This is a genomic window from Streptomyces soli (genome assembly GCF_003999195.1).
Lineage (GTDB): Bacteria > Actinomycetota > Actinomycetes > Streptomycetales > Streptomycetaceae > Actinacidiphila > Actinacidiphila soli.
Genome location: NZ_RJVR01000399.1, coordinates 1 through 21649, shown reverse-complemented (window position 1 = coordinate 21649; position 21649 = coordinate 1). Strand labels below are relative to the sequence as shown.

Sequence of the window (21649 nt, the reverse complement as noted above, 5' to 3'; positions counted from 1 at the left end):
TCACCCTTTCAGGCTGAGGTAAGCCATTCGATTCAAGAACGTTCCTCCGAGTTCTTCCCGACTACATCGGGAATACAACAGAGCGCCTCGCGGCGCAATTTGGCCATATCGCGCGGGTCTTGCGGAGCCCCGTCCCGGACACCTCCGGACGGCCACCGCTTCCCTGACATGCTCTTGTCCCCTCGCGCTTTCGCGTCCAGGTAAGTCAGGCGACCCAAGAACCTCCCTCCGAGTTCCTCCCGACTGCGTCGGGGATACAACGAAGCGCCTCACGGCGCACACCCGCCGTGCCTATTACGTCGCAGGTCCTTTGCCGGTTGGGGTGGCCCGGTCTGGTTACTTGGTGTAGTCGGCGAGGTGGACGAGGGCGGCGGTGTCGAAGGCGTCGGTGGGGTGGCCGGTGGGGGTTCCGGTGTACAGGAGGGCGTCGGTGTACGTGTCGGTGGCCGGGGAGTAGATCGCGAAGCCCCAGTCCTCGTCGTCGCCGAGGTACTCGATCCGGCACAGCGGCACCCGCTCGTCGGGGCCGTCCTGCTCGATGAGGGCGGTGAGGTAGCCGAAGGAGCCGCGCCAGCGAACCTCGACTTCGGCGAGGGCCGGCCAGCGCCGCTCCTGCGCGGCGTGATGGTCGACGGTGTCGTCGACCTCTTCCTTCAGGGCACGGGAGGGAACCGGCATGGGGCCAGTGTGGCGCACGGCGCCGGCGGCGGCGCGGATGCGCCGTCCGCCGCGGCGAACGTGGCGGCATGATGCGCGGTGACATACCGGCACATCCGGTCCGCAGGAGGCATGATGGCCCACCCCGGCGCCGCGCCGCTGGTCTTGTCGCGCAAGCAGGAGCGCAAGGTGCGCCGGATCGTGGCCGGTGCGCACACCGGTCAGGCCCTGGCGCTGCGGGCCCGGATCGTGCTGCTGGCCGGCCAGGGGATGCCCGGCTCGCGCATCGCGCGGCAGTTGGGCTGCACGGTGCCCACGGTGCGCGCCTGGCGGGAGCGCTTTCGCCGGCGCGGCGTGCCGGGCCTGTTCGACCGGCCCCGCTGCGGGCGCCCGGAGACCTACGGTCCCAGCCAGCGCCTCGCGGTGGTGGCGGTGGCCACCTCCGTCCCACCCGAGGGCGCCACCGTGTGGACCCGCGCCCTGATCGCCGGGCACCTGGCCGAGCGGGGACTGCCGCTGTCGCCGTCCACGGTCGGCCGGGTGCTCGCCGAGGCGAAGGTGCGCCCGCACAAGGTCCGCGGCTGGCTCAACCGCGCCGACGACCCGGCCTTCTGGGCCCAGGCCGCAGCCGTGTGCCGGCTGTACCTGACCCCGCCGGCGGGCACGCTGCTGCTGAGCGTGGACGAGAAGACCGGGATCCAGGCCACCTCCCGCCGCCACCCCACCGAGCGGACCCGTCCTGGCCGCGACGAGCGCCGTGAGTTCGAGTACCGGCGCCACGGCACCGTCTCCATCGTCGCGGCCATGGACGTCGCCACCGGTCAGGTCGTCGCCGAGCGCATCGACCGCAACAACTCGGCGACCTTCATCCGCTTCCTGCGTCTGATCGACCGCTGCACCGATCCCGCCCTGTCCATTCATCTGATCATGGACAACGGCTCGTCCCACACCTCGAGGGCGACCCGCGCCTGGCTGGCGGCGCACCCCCGGTTCACCGTCACCCACACCCCCAAGCATGCCTCCTGGCTCAACATGATCGAGCAATGGTTCAGCGCGCTGACCCGCCGCCTGCTCCGCCGCGGCGACTTCGCCTCCCGCGACGACCTGGAAACACAGATCACCGCCTACACCGTCCGCTACAACCGAACAGCCCGCCCCTACCGGTGGCGCTACGACGCCGACGCCGAACACGCCCGCTACCTCGAACGCCACACCCAACGCCCGTGCCATCCCGACGCCTTCGACCGAGCCGCATGATCCTCACCCACCGTCACCGGCAACCGGCAAAGGACCTGCGACGCGCTGCACTAGGCAACGGGCTCTCCACGGTCTCTGCCGTCAGGTGAGTGCAGGGGCCCAGGGCAGTGGGGATCTTGTAGTCGCGGTAACGATACCGAGTGACAGGGATCGCACTGATCTTCCGCAATTCGATCCGGTCCGCGCTGATCGGCAGCCACCGCCCAGTGACGGTAATGAGCCGTTTGCGGACGTCCTTCCAGCTCGAGCGTGTCCCAGTAACGGTGTTCGGCCGGTTCTCAGGGCCCCGGCAAAGTCGTCGTTCATGCGGCCAGGAGCAGGTTGATGGGGCGGTCGGTGTCGCGGGCGTGATGCCGTAGGGCGGCGGCGATGTTTGGGTGGCCGTGGAGGCGGAGGAGGGTGATCGCCGTGTTGCGGAGGGCGGCCATGACACGGGGCGCGTTGCCGGTACGGACCTGGGAGCGGTCCTCGTCGAAGGTGACATCGCGCACCCAGTGCAGGCGGTTCTCGATCTCCCAGTGCGACTGCACCCATGTGGCCAGGAGATCCATGGGCGCGGCGCGGGCGTCCGCGCTGGTGATGAGGTAGACGATCTCGATGGTCAGTCGGCCCTTGCGGGTGACGGTCCGCCGCAGCTGGGGCTGGAGCGGGGTTCGGTGGACGAGTCGACTCTGCGGCGTCTGTTCGTGCGGCTGGACGCGGACCGTCTTGACGTGCTCCTGGGAGCCTGGGCGGCGACGAGGTGCGCGCTCGTCGCGGGCCGGCGGGTGATCGCGGTCGACGGCAAGAGCGTGAGAGGCGCCCGTGGCGGTGACGCTTCAGCCCCGCACCTGGTCGCCGCGCTCGCGCATGGCTCGGGAGCGGTACTCGGCCAGGTCTCCGTGAGTGAGAAGAGCAATGAGATCCCCGCGGCCCGCGCCCTGCTGGAGACGCTCGACCTGGACGGCGCGGTGATCACGATGGACGCACTGCACACCCAGCACGCCACCGCGACGCTCGTGACCGAGGCCGGCGCCGACTACGTCCTGACCGTGAAAGCCAATCAGAAGACGTTGTACACCCGCCTCAAGTCCCTGCCCTGGGCCCGGATACCCGCTGTCCGTTGTCGTGGACTGCGGCCCGACGGCGATACGTAGGACGGGCGGGTCCAACTGGATCGCCATATGGACGGCCTTGTTCTTGTCCAGCATGGAATGCGTGCCGGTCTGGACGCGGGTCCAGTTGCCCTTCACCGATACGGCCACACGGTCGGACGAGACGACCTACCTTGGCGTGTCCGTAGTCCAAGGCCGCTGCCTTGATCTCCGCCTCGGGGTTCTCCTCCGGAGTTTGGCAGTCCGGACGCAGGAGGAGGAGCAGGGTCCAGGCGTCGAGGTTGGCGGCGAGCGTAGTGGCCAGCACCCAGGCCACGTTGAGCTGCCAGGACTTCGAGGGCAGCAGTCCGAGCCCCACCCCCTGATCGCTTTTACCCTGTCCTCGACCTCGGCGTGATCGCGGCTGAGGGCGTCGACGAACTGCGCCTGCCCGGAGCCCGATACCCCGGAAGGCCCATGCTGGGCGGGGATGTTCGTGGCGATGATGTGATAGCGCCAGCCGGTGCGCTTCTCGAAGGCGGTCAGCTTCTTCGCATCCCGCCGCGACGGTTTGACCCGGCGCACGATCAGCCGCATCCCCTCGGGCCAGCCGGTCAGGTCACGCAGGCCGGTCAGCTCGGCGACCTGGTAGGAGATCCATTCGCCGTCGGGTCTTGATCGTGGACCTCGCCGTCCTGCCGCAGCGCGGCCGTCCATTACGTTCTCGGGCAGCAGCGCGACGTCCTGCTCGTCGGTCTCGTTGACGGCCCAGCCGGTCACCCAGGCACCCGGCGCCGGCAAGGTCCAGGACGTACCAGCCGCCCGTTCCTTCCCGGCCGCATACCGTGACCCAGGGGAAGCCGCCGGGGCGCAGCGCCAGCAGCGTCCACACCACGCGGCGGATCACGGCGCGGGCGCGCTCAATCCGGGTCGCGACCGGGGTGTCGATCGCCTCCAGGGCGCGGCGCAGGGTGCTGTCCGAGACCGGCCAGGGGAACACCGGCCGCCAGTGGTACTGCAGTTGGTCGGCCTCAGGGATGTTCGTCGCGCCGAGTACGATCGCGCAGGCCAGCGCCACACCGCGGTCCCGCCAAGCCCGGCCCGCCGCTCTCGGGCAACGCCGCGCTCAGTGCGGTGGCCAGGCCGGTGCGGTCGGCGGCCTTTCGCAGCAGCCCAACGATGCCCGCGTGGCTGACCAGGTTCTTGCAGTCGGCCCGCACGGCAAGCCGGTGATCCCATTCGGTAGCCTGCACCTGTTGGTGCCTCTCCTTCGCGACGGTTTTGATCTAGACAGTCCAGATCGTCGCAGGTGGGAGGTGCCCTTCTCCTGTCGGGCAGCACCTTGCGTGACGTCTCGACACCGGATTAATGTGCAGCACCTGTCCTACCTTGACGACGTGTAATTGGGTTGGGTGCGTATCTTCCCCGGGCGGCTTGCGACGCTCTGACCAGCGGCTTTGCGAACGACCCGACCAGAGTCGTGATCGAATGACGTGCCGTCGGGGCGGTTCAGCGATATTGAGCGCGGAAGATCCGTGCGACTCCCGATCGGCCTGCGCAGATGGAAGCGCGGCTGGTCGGAGCGCCTTAAGATCGATCACTGATTGCCCAGGTCAGAGCGCATCACTTGTTCCCTCGGAAGATACGCACCCAATTGGGTTGGCGCTCCGGTGCTCCTTTGTTGCTGGCGTATCGCCAAGCTATCCGCCGCCGACCGCCGAACCCACCCCCAAATGGTGGGCGATACGGGCCACGGTCCGGGCGTTGTTTTCGAATAGGAGCCCCTGCATACCGACTGCCAGCGCCCCCTCGACATTCTCGGCCATATCATCGATAAAGAGGCATTCCTTAGGCTGGACCTTCAGGCGACGGCATGCAAGTTCGTAGACACGCAAATCTGGCTTGCACATCCCAATCTCGTGCGAGTAGACAACAGCATCCACAAGTTCACCGAGGCGGTACAGCTGTTCCTCTCGTTCGCGAGCGCCAACGAAGCTGTTGCTCAGCACACCGAGTGCGCAGCGGAATCGCAAGGTCCGCACGTAGGCGAGCAACTCCTCATTAGCGACGCCCAGATAGTCAGCCCACAGATCGGACATAAGACCGTCGGTCTGTACCGCGTCGAGACCGAGAGCGGCGGCCACACGTGCGCGCATCTCCTGTTCGCTGATCGTGCCAACGCTCGCAGCCAGCCAAACATCCTCCAGTCGCTGGTTCAAGGCAGCTGGCGGCAGCCCGAGTTGCCGTTCCCATCGCCCTTCCCACCCTGTTGCGGGAGTAATCTTCAACACCCCGCCGACATCGAAAATAACGCAGCGTGAATCCATGCGCGTTCCTTTCCTTCGAGAGTTCAGTTTGTCCTGTCACGGTCGGCAGTCGTCGCTAATACGGGCGGCTCCGCGACAATCGAGGGCTGATACCGCCAGAAGGGCGGGTGCAGTGCGACGGCTACGAAGATGGCGATCACCGTGAACAACCCCCCACCGCAGATCGCCCACGTGGTCCCAACCACGGCACCAACTGTGCCGTGAGCGAACTCTGCCATCCATGGCCCCCCTGCAGCGACCATGGTCATCACACCCTGCAACCGGCCGCGCATGTCGTCCGCGCTCTCCGTCTGCAGCACAGTCACGCGGAATGTGCTGAGAACGAAGATGGCGACACCACCCATCACGAGGAAGGCCGACGCCTGCCACAACCGAGCGGAAAGGCCGAACCCGATCATGGCCGCTCCCCACGCGCACACCGAGGCTATGATCGCGATCCCATGCCAGCGAACACGGATGAATGTGCCCGAGAAGAATCCAGCGAGCACCGCGCCGAGGGGGACAGTCGCATTCAACACCCCGAGAGCAAACCCGCCGCCGGCAGGGCCTCCGAACTCCTCCCGGGCGACCTGCGGGAAGAGCGCGGCGGGCATACCGAAGAACATGGCGATAAAGTCCGAGACAAACGCGACCAGCAGAATCCGACGTCCCATCAAGTAATGAAGACCATCGAGCACTTCGCGCAACCGGGCGTGCCCGGCAGATTGAAGACCGTCGGCTGGCAACGGCGGCAGCCGCCATACGGCCCACAGCGTCGCGCCTAGCGCGACGGCGTCAATGAGGTAGAGCGTAGCCATGCCTACCACTGGCAGCAGAACGCCGGCCACCATCGGCCCGGCGACCGCACCAAACCAGAGTACCGTCGACTCAAGGGCGTTCGCGGAGGGCAAGAGATACGACGGCACTAGCCGAGGAGTGACAGCTCCGCGCGCGGCACTGTTCGCACCGAAACAGCCTTGCTGGAGACCAATTAGGACGAAGATCACCGAGACCGAGCGCAGGCCGCTCACGGACTGCGCCCAGAGCAGGACCGAAGCAAACGCGATCCCACTGTTGGTGACAAGGAGCATCCGGCGCCGGTCCACCGCGTCGGCGACCGCACCGCCCCACAGAGCGGCCAACATCAGTGGGCCCAGGGCAGCCGCGGCGGCGAAGCCCACATATGCCGACGAACCGGTTATGTCGTAGATCTGCAAGGGCACGGTAACCGCGGTGAAGGTACTTCCCACCGCGGTAAGGGCGGAAGACACCCATAATCTACGGAAATGGGCGACACGCAGCGGCCGGGTGTCCATGAGCAAGCGCCCCCAGTTGATCACGGATGTCCTTTCAGGTTAGCCCTCAACCCATCCGTACGGCTTGGGCGTGGGCCGGGCTTGGTGGCCGTGTCCTGCCCGACAGTCGTGATCACCGCTCGTCGCTGGGGAAAGAGCGACCCGCCCGGGCATCCGTGGCGACCGACGCGATCCGACCACGGCGCCAGTCTTGAGGTCAGGCGTAGATACCCTCGATCTCCTTGTTGGCTTGGAAGGCGTAGCCGTGGCTCTCAACTATCGCACGTTCCAAGGGTGATATGTAGATGCCCTTGGCATTCAGCGAGAGCATCGCGTCCACGCGCCGTGGCCCGTGCAGTTCGTGCAGCTCCGCTATCGCTTCGGTACCGGCGATCAAATCCGCATCCCCCCACCGGACACGGCCCCGGCGTAGTTCCGTCTTGATCTGCTTTGTCCGGGTTGGTTCTGTACCGCGGTGACGAGTTGCCAGACGAGCGCCACTCCTGATGATCTTTCAGGTCTCTACGCCGAAAGATCGTCACAGGAGTCGCGCTCGGCCGTATTTTCGCCGGTCCTCCCTGCCGTTGGCCAACTCGCCGACCTGGCGCTGTGGGAGGCGGAGCTCGCCTGCGACCCGACAGTGGCGGAGTCCGTGCTGGGTCAGCAGGCTGCGGCAGGTCCCGGACCGGCGCGCGAAACGCGGACGCCGCTATGCGCTCGTGGTGATCCTGACGCTGACCGCGTGCGCGACGCTGGTAGTCGGCGGCGACTCGATGACGGCGATCTTGCAGTGGGCCGCCCGTGGCCCGCAGGCGAAACTGGCCCGCGCCGGCGGCGGCCGGGGTGCGGATGGCCAGATCGTCGATCCGGTGGCGCTCGTCGAGATCGATGACGTCGTGGGTCACCGGGTGCCCTGGGCGCTGTGGCGTCCGGCGAACTGAGCACGTTCGTCTGTACCCGGCTGAGGAGCAGGACGCGTACGCCGACAAGCAGGTCCAGCGCGACGGCGGGCCGCGTGGTTGTTCGGCCCGTAGCCGCTGGTTAATGCGACGGCGGTGAACAGTCCGACCTCTGGCTCGAAGGATAAGTGCCCTTTGAAGCCCTCATGGTGGCGGGTGCGGTTCATGTGCTTGTTGACGTGCCGGGCATCGGGGTCGACGCTGGACACCCATCGGTCGGCACGGTGCGCTTGGCGATGCGTCAGCGTCCATCGCGGCCGTCGGAGTCCTCGGCCGGCTTTACGTCCTGGCCTGAGACGAGGGCGAGGAAGCCCACCGCGTTCGCGGCCCGCTCTGCAAGCTCTGCAGTACTACTGTCGCGGCCAGCACCTGCGGCGGCAACGACGGCCGCCCGTTGGCTGACGGATACATGTCCGCGAAGAACTCCGGCGGGAACAGCACCTCACGATGCTCGGCCAGGAGAGCGAACACGCTTCCTGCCGGGATCAACTCCCGGCAGGTCTCCCCCACATCCGGCCCGGCCCATTCCGCCGCATGCTCACAAGACTGGCCCCGGACCTACCGATCCGAGGCCAGAACACAAAAGATTTCAGCAGTCTTCTAGGAGGTGTGCCGTCCGATGCGGTCGGCCACCGCTTCACGGTCGACCTTCCCACTCGCGGTTCGCGGCAGTTCGGGTAGCACTGTAAGCGACAGCGGAACTGCTACGGCCGGGAGTACCTCGGCCAGCGCGGCCAGCAGCGCGTCCGAGTTCAGGTCGGTCCGGTCGTCGTCCAAGGCGATCGCCGCACGCAGTTGACGAGATCCTCCCGGAGACCTGACGGCCACGCAGACGGCCTCGCTGACGCCGGGCTGGTCGAGCAGCCACGCGTCGACTTCCAGCAGGTTCACACGAATTCCGCGGATTTTGACGTCGTGGTCGAGTCTGGCGAGGAAGTGCACCACGCCGTTCTCCACTCGGACCAGGTCGCCAGTGCGGAATGCGCGGCTATTACCCCATGGGGTCGTCGGTACGGTGACGAACCGCTGAAGATTGAGTTCCGGCTGGTTCAGGTACCCGTTCGAGACCGGAAGTCCGGTTACGAGCAGCTCGCCAACGCCGGCCTCGTCGGATTCGGAGGAGTCGACGAGCAGTTCGCAGCCGGGTAGCGGAATCCCGATCGGCGGAAGGGACGGCCATGTGCTGCTGGGGCCTTCGAGAATATGCGACGCTACCATGGCTGACTCGCTCTGCCCGTAGTGGTTGGCGAGTCGGCAGTCGGGTCGGCGAGTGAAAAATTCACGGATCGGCGGAGTGCACACCAGCTGCTCTCCGGCAGTATTCACTTCTAGGAGGGAGAGACGGTCTGCTGCATCATCTATGGAGCTGGCCACGGAGAGCATATGCAGCGCCATGTAAGGCAGGAAAATCCGCTCGATGCGATTCCTCTCCAGCCAGTCGAGCAGCGCAAAAGGGTCCTGCCGTAACGGCTCCGGCATGATGACCAGGGTGCCGCCGCCGCAGAGGGTGCCCAGGATCTCCTGGAAGCAGACGTCGAAGTTCAATGGCGCAAACTGACCGGTGCGCAGGTCCGGACGGACGGAATGGTCACATTGCCACTGCACCATGTTGTCGAGGCAGCTGTGCGGAATTGCCACGCCCTTGGGCCAACCAGTCGATCCCGATGTGTAGATGAGGTACACGGGCCGGTCGGCCTGGCAGGCGGAAGGGCGCCAACTGTCTTCGACCAGCCTGTTTCCTTCTACCGCCCAAGATGGCGGGATCTCCAGCGTGACGCCGGCGAATTCCAGCGGTGGAACGTCGCCTGTGTACAGAAGAATCCCGGCTTGGCTGTCGCTCAGCATGTGGGCCAGGCGCTTGGGCGGGTACTCCTGGTCGAGGGGGACATAGGTGGCGCCGACACACACCGTGGCGAGGAAGGCAGCTACGACCTCACACCCCCGCGGTCCCGTTACCGCGACCCGATCCTCGGGGCGCACGCCGTTGTCGACGAGCAGTTCGTTGATTCGGCGCACCCAGGCGACCAGCTCGCGGTAGGTGACCTCGCGGTTCCCGTCGATGAGGGCCAGAGTGTCGGGCCGGGCTATAGCTGTACTGAGAAACGCGTCGACCAGACAGGCCGGGGCGGCCGGGCCGCCCCACAGTGACAGGGACGGGATGTGGGCGCTCTTGTATTTTGTCCGTGTCCTCATGACGGCTCCTTGGCGGAGAGATCCGATATCAAGGCGGCTATTTCCGGGGAGACGTTCTCCGCGATGCGTTCGCGGACCGTCGCATCCTTTTCCTGACTGAGTTTGAACATGCTCTCCGCCGCGGTAACGCGAAACTCGAACGCCCCGACGCCTACAGCTATCTGCCGAAAGTACTCCAGCGACGGCTCCATGTCCCAGTCGGCACCGAAGTCGTGCTCGAAGACCTCCACCGTGCGTCGTACCACCCGCAAGGTCTCCTCCAGACCGTCGAGAAGCCGCAGTGTCCCCTCCAGGTGCACGGCCACGAAGTCCCAGGTGGGCGCGGCAGGTGTGGTCTGGTAGAGGGTGGGCGTGATGTAGCTCTGCGGCCCGGAGAAGACCAGACGGGCCGACATTTCGTCGGAGAGCGATGCCCAGTGCGGGTTGGCGCGGTTCATATGGCCCAGCAGGGTGGTGCCCACCGGATCGTCAGTCTCCCGGCTCCTGGGCGAATCGACGACGGGCAGGTGGGTCGCGTACGGCGCGCGAGGACCGTTGGTCACGAGGATAGCCAGCGGATGACCGCGCACGACACGTTGCAGCCGCGTGTGGTCGTGGGACGCGTAGATCGGCGGCACGTACAAGGGCCTACCTCCTGAGTATCGAGTGGGCGATCTCCCCGGAGCGCACTGCTGTATTGGACAGCAGGCCGGCGGACAGGCCATGGGTGTGCTCGGCTCCCCCTCCGTGGAGGTAGATGCCGCCTTGGACTGCATCGGAGGTGATGACGCGGTAGTCGCGCTCCAGCAGCAGCCTCCCGGAGTCGTCAAGCTTGCATTCCGAGGCCAGACTTCCCAGTAACGGCAGTGGGTCGGTCGGCTGATAGCCCGTCGCGTAGACCACAGCGTCCGCGTCGATGGTCCGCACCGATCCGGTGGACAGGCCCTCGATGTCGAGCTGTACCTTGCCGCCTTGCTCCCGGATGCCTGTCACCCGGGAGGTGTGAAGGGTGCGGAGCCTCTCCCGCCCGACCACCTTCTCCTGGTAGCTCCGGCGGTAGAGTTCCTGGGTGAGCGCCAGGTCGACGACGGAGTAGTTGGTGTTGCTGTGGCGGGCGAGCAGCAGTTGCTTGACCTCCCTTGGAGCGACGAAGAACTCGTCGACAGCCTGGGGGTCGAAGATGCTGTTGGTGAAGGGGCTGTCGTCGGCGACGCTGTATCCGTAGCGGGAGAACACGGTGCAGATCTCGGCGTCGAGAAAGGTACGGTGCAGGTACTCGGTGGCCTCGGCCGCGCTCTGCCCGGCACCTACTACGACTACCCGCCCGGGCGAGGGCGGCGTGATCCCGCGTGTTCGGCGGATGAGCTCCGAGCTGTGCCAGATCCGCTCGGACACTGGCACCTCTGGGGGAAGGTATGGCGCGAGTCCGGTGCCCAACACTACGTTGCGGGTTCGCCGCACCACGGCCGCGCCGGTTACCGGGGACCGGGCGGTCACATCGAACGCGGTGACCACTCCGTCCTCAAGGACCGGGTCGATCGCGGTGACGTCGTGGTTGTACGAGACCTGTGCGGCGAAGGGACGAGCGGCCCACTCCAGGTAGTCGTGAAACTCGACGCGCAGCGGAAAGAGCGTTTTGCTGTTGATGAACTCCGTCATGCGGTTCTTGGCGTGGAGGTAAGCCGTGAAGGTGTAGCGGCTCTGCGGATCGCGCATGGTGGCCAAGTCCTTGAGGAAGGACACCTGCATCGTGGCATCCTCCATGAGCATGCCGCGGTGCCATCCGAAGGCCGTTTGCTTTTCGAAGAAGGCAACTTCCGGGGTGGGTTCGAGCCTGTCCGCGGGCCGCATTTCCTCGCATGCGATGGCAAGCGCCAGGTTGGAAGGGCCGAAGCCGATTCCAACCAGGTCCGCGATCGGCTGATCCGAGCAATTGGCCATGTTGTATGCCTCTCGTTCCATAGCGCTCTGGCGGTTCGGCAGGGGTGAGGGCTGGGGTCAGCGGGCCCAGGAGCGCAGTGCCGAGAACGCCTGGTCAGCGACCGCCGCGGCAGTGGATTCGTCCAGGGCGTCCGTGCGCCAATGAGTGACGATCTCCCATCTGCCGGAGCCATCTGGAAACGCCTGGAGCATCCACTCGGCTCCCGTGCGGGGCGGGGCCACCCGCACGGGGGCCATGGTGGTGTGTTCCCCGAGGAGTACCTGGGACTGTTTTTGCTGGAGGATGACCCAGGACTGGAACCACGGGTGGCGTTGGCGGTCGGGCCTCAGCACCCGTACCAGCTCGTCGAACGGCGTGCGGCTGTGCTGGAGCCCGGACACGACGCTCATCGCCGAGGCGCGGACAGCAGTGTCAGCTGAGCGGTGGCCGACCGAAGTTAGCGGCACCGCAAAGGGGTTGACGAAATAGCCAACCAATTGTTCAAGCCCAGTCTCGAATCGTCCTGCTGTCACCGTCCCCAGACACAGATTTGCAACCCCGAACACCCGGTGCATCGCCTCGGCGACCGCGCCCAGCAGCACTGCGACCGGTGGTCCGCCACCCTGGCGCGCCACAGCGACCAGCCGGTTGACGGTCCGGGCGTCGAGGCGCCGAGAGATTTCGAACCGCGGCGCGTCACCCTTGGCCTTCGGCGCGGGCAGGAAGGGCTTTGCCGAAGCTGATGACAAGGTCTGAGTCCAGAACGGGACATCGGTCTCGTACCACTGGTCCAGTTGGCTGTGTTCCCAGTGGGTGTATCTCAGGTAGCTGGGTCCACCGCCGGCTGGCTGCTCTCGTCCCGCCAGCCGGGCGTTGTAGGCGCTTGACAGATCACGCAAGAAAAGGTCTTCGGACCAGCCGTCAAAGGCTATGTGGTGGATGCAGAGCCCCAATAGGTGCCGACCGTGCCCGAGAGCGGAGATCCGCCCGCGGATGGGTATGTCCCGGTGCAAGAGGAAGGGCGGTGCGTCCCACCAGTCGGCAGTGACTCGCTGGGCGATTAAGTGCACGTCTGCGCGGGTGTGGATCGGTGGGGGCGAGACCTCCTCCAAGACGACAGGCGCTTCCTCGGGGGGAAGGACCCGTTGGACGGGCAGGCCGTTCTGACTTTCGTACACGGTCCGCAGGATCGGGTGACGGGCCACCACGTCCCGCAGTGCTCCGCGTAGCACGCGCATGTCTAGCGGTCCGCTCAGCTCATAAGCCGTGACGACGAGATTGTCCGCGTCACCTGGAGACATCATCTCGGAGAAGAGAAAGCGCCGCTGAGCGTGTGACAAGGGTCCGACGGCCTCCTGGTCGGCTCCGGAGAACACTGGCGGCGGAGCTGGCACGGAAGAACGGGCTCCAGCCGCCCGAAGCTTGTCGATCGATCGCAGCCGGTAGATGTCACCGGCACTGACGGGGGTTCCTAGCCGTGCGGAGAGCCGGGCCGCCAGCCTGACGATATCCAGCGAGCGGGCACCTGCGGTCACAACGTCCAGATCCGGTGAGAGCGACGGCATGCCGAGTATTTCGCGGGCCTCCGTGACCAGAGGGTCGGGTGCGGTCGCGTCCGGCGCGGAAGCGGCCGTCGCGTGCTGGTGCTCCCGCACATACGCGGCAACGGCCACGCCGTCCACCTTTCCCGTGGAGCGCGTTGGAAGCTTTGGCACATGGAGGAAGGCAGCCGGAACCATCGCGGGCAGCAGGCGGCGAGAGGCGAAGGCCCGCACATCGGGCTCCGCGAGCGGCCTGCCGTCGGCTGTGGTGTAGACACAGGCGACCTCGGCGCCCCATGGCGTCCGATCGACTCGCACCGCGCAGCACGCGGTGATATGCGGGTGGGACTCCAACACTGACTCGACCTCGCCGGGCTCGATACGGATACCGTGCACCTTGAATTGCCGGTCGGTGCGGCCGCGGTAACGGAGGTTGCCTTCTGTGTCGACCACGGCCATGTCGCCTGTCCGGTAGTAGCGTCCTGCTGCCGACCGGGGGCCGGGCGCCTGGAAGAAACGGCGGCTTGTTTCGTCCGGGTCGTTGAGGTAGCCGAGCGCGACCCCGTCTCCGCCGACGACGATTTCCCCTTGCTGTCCGGGAACCACAGGTCGCCCGTCCTCGGTGACGACATCGACGCTGGTCCTCGGGAGGGCAGCACCGATGGGAATCTCCGTGGTCCCTTCCGCCACATCCTGCGGCCGGATAGGGTGAGCCGCGGCAATGATCGACGCCTCGGCTGGTCCGTATGCGTTGACCATCCGCAGCGCCGGGAAGCGTTTCAGCACTGTGCGGATGTGGGGAGTTGACGCCCGCTCCCCACCGACCAGCACTAGGTCCAGGTCCGCGAAGGCGTCGGGATCCTCGTCGGCGATCACGGAGAAGAGCGAGCTGGTGAGCAACACGGTGTTCACACCTGCGTCGATGCCAGCGCGAAGCGCCGAGGCGTCCGCGGTCACCCGGTCCCGTTCCATGAGCACACAACGGCCACCGTTGAGCAGGGCGCCCCATAACTCCAGTGAGAAGCCGTCCCACGGCACAGGAGCCGCTTGCAGGAAGGTCGTCGTAGCTCCCAGAGGGATGGCTGGCACGTTGACCAGGGCTCGTACCGTCCCCCGGTGCGGGGTGACGACGCCCTTTGGCTCCCCGGTAGAGCCGGATGTGAAGAGCACGTTTGCGGCATCAGATCCGTATCCGACCGTTCGCGGCGGACCGCCGGCCGCGGGAAGGCCCGCGCCATGCCCAGCCGATGAAGGAAACAGCAGGTAGTGCGCCGCACCCCTGTGCGGCGGCCTGTCGTCGCAAACGACGAATCGGGCCCCGGACCGCTCAAGGACTGAGGCTGTCCGCTCCTGCGGCCACGCCGGGTCCATGGGAATGTAGGCCGCCCCGGCCATCATGATTCCCAACAGCGCCATCACGAGTTCAGGTGAACGCACCATCGCGGTTGGGACAAAGGAACCGGGGCCAATTCCCATATCCTTCAGCTGACCGGCGAACGCGGCAGACTGCCCTACGAGCTCACCGTACGTCAGTTTGCGTCCGTCCTGCTGCAGAGCTATCGATGTCGGTTCTCGCTCAGCGTGGAAAACAACGACACGATCTATTCGATCGCCATACTCGTACGCATCCGGCATGGGTCGGGTACCAGCCTTCACTGCAGAGGACATGCCGTTGGTGGCTGCCGTCATCGGTTTTCTGGGCGGGGACCTCATGCTTGCTCCCCGCCATGCCCCTGGTCAAGCCAGGCATGTCCACCGCACGCTGTTCAGGAGGGTCCTGGACTGCCACCCACTACAGGGGTTGAATAACAAGGCAGCGCGGTGCGTATGCAGTGAACGAGGCACTCTTATGCCATGTTCCTGCACGGCGTTCTGTACGAGCAGAAGTGGAGGAGCTGCGGTGTCGGCGCATAACAAGCAACTCAACGCGGAAAATTTCGGAGCCGACCGGCCGGTCCTTCTCGTACTCGACTACCCAGGTCGGAGACCGGAAGCCCACATCTCCGACCTGGGCCTGGAAAGAGAAGGATTCGACTGTCATTACTTGCTCGCCCATCCGTTGCCGAACGAGGTCACAGCGGAGCATTACGCGAAGGAGACGTGCGCGCGTCTGCCCGAGTTGCCCACCGGCGTAGTGGGCGTGTTGTCCTACTGCGCCACCGCGCCTCTGGCGGCTACTATTGCCTCCTATGCGGCTGGAGACGACCGTCTTCCGCTGCCGGTTGTGTTCTTCGACCCCTCGCAGTGCTACGTGCACCACATCGTCAGTGCCTATGAGTCGGTCGTTCGACAAATAGACGGCACGGGCAGCGGAGACCACCCTATACCGCTCCTTGACATCCCTGCCCTGCTCGCGCATCCCAGGCAGTTGGTCGACTCCGTGGCGCAGGACCTCGGCAGGCGGGCTGAGGCGGCTCTTCTTGCGGAAGGGTACGCACTGGACGAGGCCAGCGACCTGCTCGGCCAGGTCACTGGCCTGTACCTGGAGTGGATCACGTACTTGGTCGCCGTCCACCACCGTGGGTCCTACGTCCAGCCGGGCGACGTGTTGCACGTCGTTTCCAGGAATCATCCGGACAACGCCAGTTGGCTGGGTGCGGATGGCCCCGCGCAGAACATACGGATCGACTGCGATCGCCCAAGCCTGCTTCGGGACGAGCGGACCCGCGATGTCGTACTCGGATTCCTCCATCACGTTGCCGGTCGCCGGACAGAAACCGCGAGGACATGACATGGAAGCCGAAGCCAAGACTCCGACGGAACAACGACTCGCCGAAATATGGTCCGAGGTGCTGGGACTCGACGCGATAGGACGCGACCAGGATTTCTTCCAGATCGGCGGTGACTCGCTCCTCGCCACGAAGGTCGTTTTGCAAGCCCGTCGGACCTGGAAAGTGAAATTCACGGTGCGCCTACTCCTCGGCTCGCCCGTCCTCAAGGATTTCGCGGAGAGAATCGAAGCACTGATCGCCGAGGCGGCCGAAACCCCGAAGGCGGGCGATGCTGTCGACGCCACGTCCACGCAGAACGTGTGACCACATCCCGAGCCGGGTTATCCGATTCAAGTCCCGCACCTGGAGGTTGACAGCAATGCCGAGCGACCCGCCCGAGATTGGCCGAGCCGGGGCGGACACCAGCAGCGCCGCCGAGCCCGGGGACGCGGAGTTGAGCGTTGTCAAGTCTGTGGTGTTCGTTGAACTACCAACGTACGAGAATATGCTGCCGTTGGCATCCGGATACATGCAGGCGTATGCACAGAGCGATCCGCGACTACGCAGTAGCTACTCGTTCGACATCGTCTCCGCACCGGTTACCGTGGAGCGCGAGAAAATTTATGAGGAGCTCGCAGCCAAGCAGGCCGACGTTTACGCCTTCAGTTGCTACATATGGAACATGAAAGTCGTCAACTGGCTCTTGGCCAGGCTCATGGACGCGCTTCCCACGGCACATTTCCTCCTGGGCGGCCCCCAGGCGATGAACTACGCAGAGCGTTACATTCCGGAAGACGCCGGCAACGTGTACGTGTGCAACGGCGAAGGGGAAAAAACCTTTCATGAGTTCCTGCGGCAGTTCAGCGCGGTGCGCCCGGACATGCGACAGGTGCCGGGGCTGAGTTTCAGGAGCCACGGCGAACTGGTGACCACTGCGGTGGCCCCGCGGGTCAAGAACATGATGGAGTTGCCGTCACCGTTCCTCAGCGGTGTCTTCGAAGGGCACGACTACAGCTTCGCGATCATGGAGACGAACCGTGGGTGCCCGTTCAGCTGCAGCTTCTGCTACTGGGGCGCGGCGACCAACGACAAGGTCCACAAGTTCGAACTGGACCGCATCAAGGACGAATTGACCTGGATCAGCACGCACAACTTCTCTGGCCTGTTCATCGCCGACGCCAACTGGGGGCTGTCGCCGCAGGACGTGGAGCTCAGCGAGCACATCGTCCAGTGCAGCAAGGAGACCGGATATCCGCTAGTCGTTCACATGGCCGCGGCGAAGAACAAGCCAGAACGCATGGCCGAGATCACCGAGACATTTGTCCGGGGAGGACTCATGGTCACGCAGCCGATCTCACTTCAGTCTCTGAACCCGCTCACCCTCGAACTCGTTGACCGGAAGAACATCCGGGAGGCGACCTACATCTCCCTGCAGCGTTCACTGCGCGAGAAGCAGATCAGCTCCTACGTGGAACTCATCTGGCCGCTTCCAGGAGAGACATATGAGACCTTCAAGGACGGTCTCACGAAGCTGTGCCGGTCCTATGCCGATACAGTCATCGTCTATCCGCAACTGATGCTGCACAACACTCCCATGTACAGCCAGCAGGAAATCTTCGGCGTCCAGACCGAGGCGGTTCCCAGCGACACGGCCGAAGCGGATGTAGTCGTCGCTACCAAATGGGTCTCCAAGGAGGAGTGCCGGTCGGGCTACTGGCTGAACTACGCCCTGCACACCCTCTACAACATGCGCGCACTGTTCCTGCTCTCCGGCTACCTGGACGGCGCCGGCATCATGTCCTACGGTGATCTTTTCTCCGATGTGGCCGACTATTTCAGGTCTCGAAATGACAGCGACATCTGCCGCTTCTTCGGAGAATCGGTCCAGGACCTGGCCAACTACGATCTGCTCAACAGCGGGAAGACCGCCCATATGACGCTCAGCTCCCACCGGCAGGAGTTCGATCACCTGCTGACCGACTGGGCCAGGCAGCAGGACTGGTGGACCGACCTCCTGGCCCGTGAGGCGTTCGAACTCGATCTTCTGGCACGGCCGTACATCTACCGAGAGCCGGTGCGCCTTCCCGACCACGGCTTCGCCCGCACCCATGTGCATAGTCTGGATGACGAGGAGAGCTTCCTCGTGGACGTCTCTGCGGAGATGTACCGGCACCTTCAGGCGCGCGAGATCGTCGAGGCGCAATCCCGACAGGACGACTTCGTCACTGTCCGGATCGACCACCGAGCTCGCCAGAAGATGCCTTACATGGCACACCGGAGTCTGGAGCACAACGCCAATTACTGCCAAGGAATGGTGCTGCGCTTCCGCGAAGTCCTTCCGAACTGGCAAGTTGTCCAACAAATTTCGCGTACTATCGGGTAGGTAGCCATGGGTAAGACGTACCTTCCACCGCTTGCTTTGGTCAGGGAGTCTGCTGCAGGTGAGGACGCGGACTTTAACGAAAGGTTCCGTCGGGAGCGCCTGAAGAGATGGGCTTACGGCGTGCGAAACGGAATGAGTCTGCTGTCGCTTATGGGATTCCGTCTCGGTCTCAGCGACTCGCTGACCTTCCAGGGAGTGCGTGTTCCCGCCTCGGACAATCAGGTCACCTGCCGCATCATCGAGGACATCTGGATGCGTGGTGAGTACGACCTTCCCGGTTTCATACCGCAACCCGGCTGGCGGGTCGTCGACATAGGCGGGAACGTGGGCATATTCGCGATGCTCGCGGCTAGCCGTGGTGCCCGCGTCATCAGCTACGAGCCCTTCCCAGAGACGTATGAGCGGCTGCGGGTCAACACCCGGAGATGGGATGTGCAGTGCCACCACGCAGCGGTGGTCGGCCGGGCTGCGGGCCCGGTCCGCCTCTTCGTCCACCAGCGCCATACCCGGAATTCCCTCCTCCCGCCGGAACCCGGGCAGGGGGAGGAAGCGTTCGCAGCGGGCATTGTAGAAGTCCCCTCCGTCTCCATGGCCGGTGTGCTTGCCACCCCGTGCGATCTGCTGAAGGTCGACTGTGAAGGCAGTGAGTTCGACCTGTTCGCCCAGGCCGGCGACAGCCTGAGGCACGCGTCCAGGATCATCGCCGAAGTCCATGCACATGCTGGTGACCCCGACACACTGGCTGGATATGTCCGTGACTCTGGGTTCGCGGTGGAGCTCCATGCACCCTATCCAGGAACGAGTTTTAGCTTGCTGACCGCCGTGCGTCGTTAGAGCCGCCCGTCTCCCGGGAGGACGATATGGAGGCTGATTCCATGATAAACGAAGAACTCTACGCTAAGACGAAGGAGATCTGGGAAAAGGTCCTGGATGCGGAGATAGACACTAATACGGATTTCTTCGGAATGGGCGGCCATTCCTTCATGGCAATGCAGATAATGGTCATGCTGGAGGAAACCTGCGAATCCGATCTTCCCATGCGCATTCTGTTTGACCACCCCCGGTTCGGAGACTTCGTGGCGGCTCTGGCTGAAAAGATCGGCGCCGATGCGAAATAGTGCGTGGTACACCGTTCACGCTCTGTCCTTTCAGCAGGAAGAGATGGTCCGGGATATGCTTCGGCACCCGGAATGCGCGCCACAGTATGACGATGTGTGCCTCTTCGAAATCGACGGAGACTTCTCTCCGGATCTCCTGGCCTCCGCTCTGGAAGACCTCGTGGAACGTCATGGCGTCCTACGCACCTCTATCGGAAGACGGGGCACCGAGATGGTACAGTGCGTTAGGGACTCATGGCAGCAGGTCCTGACATTCGGTTCCGGAACTTCCACGCCGGATGCCCTTGCGGGCGAGTTCATGGCCTCGCGCCGCGGAACCGAGGAGGTCCTCAACGGTGCTCCGCTCTTTCAAGCGCGGATATACCCGCGGCGCCATGGGTTCCTACTGGCCATCAGCATCCACCATCTGATATCCGACGAGTGGACCATGGCACTCCTGTGGCATGACTTGTCGGAAAGCTACGCGGCCAGAGTCGAAGGACGCCCCGCGCGTCTTCCTGACCTCACCACCACATACGCCGAGTTCGCCGAGTCCCAGCGGGCTGCATTGCCCGAGTCGGCCGCGAACGCCCTTCCCTTTTGGGAGGAGGTGTTTGCTGATAATCCGGGAGAGATCCCCTGGCCGCAGCCGAGCGGGGCGCCGACCCCGTCCACCGAAGTGGTGTTCGCTCCATTCGTCTTCCCTATCGATCGCTATCCCTCGATCCGGAACCTCGCCCGAACGTGCCGGGCTACGCCATTTCACGTATTGCTCTCTGCCTGCGCCGTCGCCACCTCCCGAGTGACTGGGAAAGGTGAATTTCTGATAGCGACGGACACCGCCAGTCGGGAAGATCGCTCAACACGTGACGTGATGGGGTTCTTCGTCAATACGCGAATGACCCGAGTGAATACTAGGGCGGCTCAATCCTTACAGGATTTGGTGAGTACTGTGCGGGAAAGTTGGCTCGCCGCAGAACAGTACCGAGACTGCCACATCCACCCTGTACTAGAGGCTCTGGGGGAGCCGAAGTCGATGAGGGTGGACATGGCACACGGCCTGATTGATGAACATTCTGGCCCTATGTTCGACAATGCGACTGTCAAGCCACTTCACGTGACGCCCACCTACCATTATTGGCGGGATCTCGGTTTTCAGTGGTATTCGTCCGCTACTGGTTACAAGGTGGACGTCATTCATAAGCCGTCGCGCATCGATACATCCACGCTTGCTGCTGTGATTGGCGAAGTGTCGGCCGTTCTTGAGAATCCATATTCCTGATTCGGTTCGTGCGAAAACATGCGTTGACCGTGCGTCAGAGTCGCGGGTCGGCATCCGAACTACTCGAAAGAGGTGGAGTGAATGGCGGGTCTGGAGTTCCGTGGCAGCCGTAGCGACACATGGACCTATGCCCTTGCAACTCCGGACGCCGTAGTAAGCGGGGCACTGGAGTTCGTTTTCAGCCGTCTCAAGGCCCACGACCTGAAACCGTTGGTCTGTCGGGTGGTAGGGCTGGAAGCGGAGAAGATGCAGCAATTCTACGGAGGCAACACTTTCCGCATTTCGAATCCGGGATCGGAGGACTTCCAATTCTCTTGGGACACGCATGAACTGCTCTACGGCGTAGCGCCGGCATCACTGATCATGCTGTCATGCGAGGACGGTTCCGCCTGCGCGAAAATGCTGAATTGCAAGGGACATGTACGGCCCGAACTCGCCGAAAGGACTACGGTGCGAAGGCTCGGGGAGAACGTCATCTTCAACCTGGTGCACAGTCCGGACGACACCCGTGCCGCGGTCAGAGAGCTTTCCATCGTTCTCGGCAGCGACGAGGTGGAAGAGCTTGTGTCAGCCTCGAACGCCACACTGAAGGATACGGAATTGGCCGCACTGACCGGTGTGGAGGCCCTCTTTGACGCCCTCCCTGCGTTTCATGGGCGGGAAGCAACGTCGTTCCCATCCATCGCAAGGAGGATAAGGCTCAGAATCGTCATGATGCTCGCTGTGGCGCTGCACGGTGATCGCAGTGCTGTCCGAGAACTTTCCCGGGTGCGGGCGTTACTGGCCCGGCAGCAGCAGGTGCTTGGAGCGTGCACCGCGACGGATGAGCGTATGCTCCTTGCTCAGCGCGACAATCGGGCGATACATACATCTTTGATCGCTGCGGTGGTCCGGTGGGGCAGGGCCCCGGAGTGTTTGATCTTTGACCTGGTTTGACCGGGGGTCGGGGGCGGTGTGCGCGTTGGCGCCCCGGACATGGACCGAGCACGGCGCCG

Annotated in this window: 20 protein-coding genes; 10 read left to right on the top strand and 10 right to left on the bottom strand. The window is 64.5% G+C overall.

Annotated elements, in window-relative coordinates; genetic code table 11:
* Positions 1-336 precede the first annotated feature (336 nt).
* Positions 337-678 carry a hypothetical protein gene (locus tag EFK10_RS46425; RefSeq protein ID WP_127361639.1) on the bottom strand — a complete coding sequence of 114 codons (342 nt, stop codon included), beginning with the start codon at positions 676-678 and terminating at the stop codon, positions 337-339.
* 111 nt (positions 679-789) lie between these two features.
* Between EFK10_RS46425 and EFK10_RS46420 the strand changes: the two genes are divergently transcribed.
* Positions 790-1914: an IS630 family transposase gene (locus tag EFK10_RS46420; RefSeq protein WP_240677895.1), complete on the top strand. Its 1125-nt coding sequence runs from the start codon at positions 790-792 to the stop codon at positions 1912-1914.
* A 302-nt stretch (positions 1915-2216) separates the two neighbouring features.
* On the opposite strand, the gene EFK10_RS46415 is transcribed toward EFK10_RS46420, so the two are convergent.
* Positions 2217-2549, bottom strand: a complete 333-nt coding sequence (locus tag EFK10_RS46415; RefSeq protein WP_322973478.1) for an ISAs1 family transposase — start codon at positions 2547-2549, stop codon at positions 2217-2219.
* On the opposite strand from EFK10_RS46415, the gene EFK10_RS46410 reads away from it, so the two are divergent.
* Positions 2433-3050, top strand: coding sequence for an ISAs1 family transposase (locus tag EFK10_RS46410; RefSeq protein ID WP_265737617.1), 618 nt, complete (start codon positions 2433-2435; stop codon positions 3048-3050). The genes EFK10_RS46415 and EFK10_RS46410 overlap by 117 nt on opposite strands.
* Before the next feature lie 556 nt (positions 3051-3606).
* Here EFK10_RS46410 and EFK10_RS48355 read toward each other — a convergent pair.
* From EFK10_RS48355 to EFK10_RS46385, 4 genes are all read right to left on the bottom strand, one after another.
* Positions 3607-4065, bottom strand: a complete 459-nt coding sequence (locus tag EFK10_RS48355; RefSeq protein ID WP_164836503.1) for a hypothetical protein — start codon at positions 4063-4065, stop codon at positions 3607-3609.
* Positions 4066-4687: 622 nt separating this feature from the next.
* Positions 4688-5314, bottom strand: a complete 627-nt coding sequence (locus EFK10_RS46395; RefSeq protein WP_127361636.1) for an HAD family hydrolase — start codon at positions 5312-5314, stop codon at positions 4688-4690.
* Between the two features lie 23 nt (positions 5315-5337).
* Positions 5338-6633: an MFS transporter gene (locus tag EFK10_RS46390; protein ID WP_206305864.1), complete on the bottom strand. Its 1296-nt coding sequence runs from the start codon at positions 6631-6633 to the stop codon at positions 5338-5340.
* A gap of 172 nt (positions 6634-6805) precedes the next feature.
* Complete coding sequence (locus EFK10_RS46385; RefSeq protein ID WP_127361635.1) at positions 6806-6985, bottom strand: hypothetical protein; 180 nt, start codon at positions 6983-6985, stop codon at positions 6806-6808.
* A 109-nt stretch (positions 6986-7094) separates the two neighbouring features.
* On the opposite strand from EFK10_RS46385, the gene EFK10_RS52480 reads away from it, so the two are divergent.
* A complete protein-coding gene (locus EFK10_RS52480) occupies positions 7095-7529 on the top strand; it encodes a transposase family protein (protein ID WP_127361634.1) in 435 nt (144 codons plus the stop codon).
* A 618-nt stretch (positions 7530-8147) separates the two neighbouring features.
* On the opposite strand, the gene EFK10_RS46370 is transcribed toward EFK10_RS52480, so the two are convergent.
* The 4 genes from EFK10_RS46370 to EFK10_RS46355 are packed head-to-tail and all read right to left on the bottom strand — an operon-like array spanning position 8148 to position 14870.
* On the bottom strand, positions 8148-9740 hold the full coding sequence (locus EFK10_RS46370; RefSeq protein ID WP_127361633.1) for an AMP-binding protein: 1593 nt from the start codon (positions 9738-9740) through the stop codon (positions 8148-8150).
* Positions 9737-10357, bottom strand: a complete 621-nt coding sequence (locus EFK10_RS46365) for an FMN-binding negative transcriptional regulator (protein ID WP_240677896.1) — start codon at positions 10355-10357, stop codon at positions 9737-9739. Before EFK10_RS46365 ends, EFK10_RS46370 begins: the two co-directional genes overlap by 4 nt.
* A gap of 10 nt (positions 10358-10367) precedes the next feature.
* Complete coding sequence (locus tag EFK10_RS46360; RefSeq protein WP_127361640.1) at positions 10368-11660, bottom strand: lysine N(6)-hydroxylase/L-ornithine N(5)-oxygenase family protein; 1293 nt, start codon at positions 11658-11660, stop codon at positions 10368-10370.
* A 57-nt stretch (positions 11661-11717) separates the two neighbouring features.
* Positions 11718-14870 (bottom strand): non-ribosomal peptide synthetase, encoded by a 3153-nt coding sequence (locus EFK10_RS46355; RefSeq protein ID WP_164836509.1) that lies wholly within the window; start codon positions 14868-14870, stop codon positions 11718-11720.
* A gap of 211 nt (positions 14871-15081) precedes the next feature.
* Here EFK10_RS46355 and EFK10_RS48350 point away from each other — a divergent pair, with 211 nt between their 5' ends.
* From EFK10_RS48350 to EFK10_RS46325, 7 genes are all read left to right on the top strand, one after another.
* On the top strand, positions 15082-15912 hold the full coding sequence (locus tag EFK10_RS48350) for a hypothetical protein (protein ID WP_164836508.1): 831 nt from the start codon (positions 15082-15084) through the stop codon (positions 15910-15912).
* Position 15913: 1 nt separating this feature from the next.
* Positions 15914-16216, top strand: coding sequence for a phosphopantetheine-binding protein (locus EFK10_RS46350; RefSeq protein WP_164836507.1), 303 nt, complete (start codon positions 15914-15916; stop codon positions 16214-16216).
* A 55-nt stretch (positions 16217-16271) separates the two neighbouring features.
* A complete protein-coding gene (locus EFK10_RS46345) occupies positions 16272-18275 on the top strand; it encodes a B12-binding domain-containing radical SAM protein (protein ID WP_164836506.1) in 2004 nt (667 codons plus the stop codon).
* 6 nt (positions 18276-18281) lie between these two features.
* Positions 18282-19109, top strand: a complete 828-nt coding sequence (locus EFK10_RS46340) for an FkbM family methyltransferase (protein WP_127361628.1) — start codon at positions 18282-18284, stop codon at positions 19107-19109.
* Positions 19110-19135: 26 nt separating this feature from the next.
* Positions 19136-19393 (top strand): phosphopantetheine-binding protein, encoded by a 258-nt coding sequence (locus EFK10_RS46335; RefSeq protein ID WP_127361627.1) that lies wholly within the window; start codon positions 19136-19138, stop codon positions 19391-19393.
* Positions 19394-19487: 94 nt separating this feature from the next.
* The gene (locus EFK10_RS46330; RefSeq protein WP_164836504.1) at positions 19488-20654 is read left to right on the top strand and encodes a condensation domain-containing protein; all 1167 of its coding nucleotides are present in this window, start codon (positions 19488-19490) and stop codon (positions 20652-20654) included.
* A gap of 81 nt (positions 20655-20735) precedes the next feature.
* Positions 20736-21590, top strand: coding sequence for a nucleoside-diphosphate kinase (locus EFK10_RS46325; RefSeq protein ID WP_127361625.1), 855 nt, complete (start codon positions 20736-20738; stop codon positions 21588-21590).
* Positions 21591-21649: the final 59 nt, after the last annotated feature.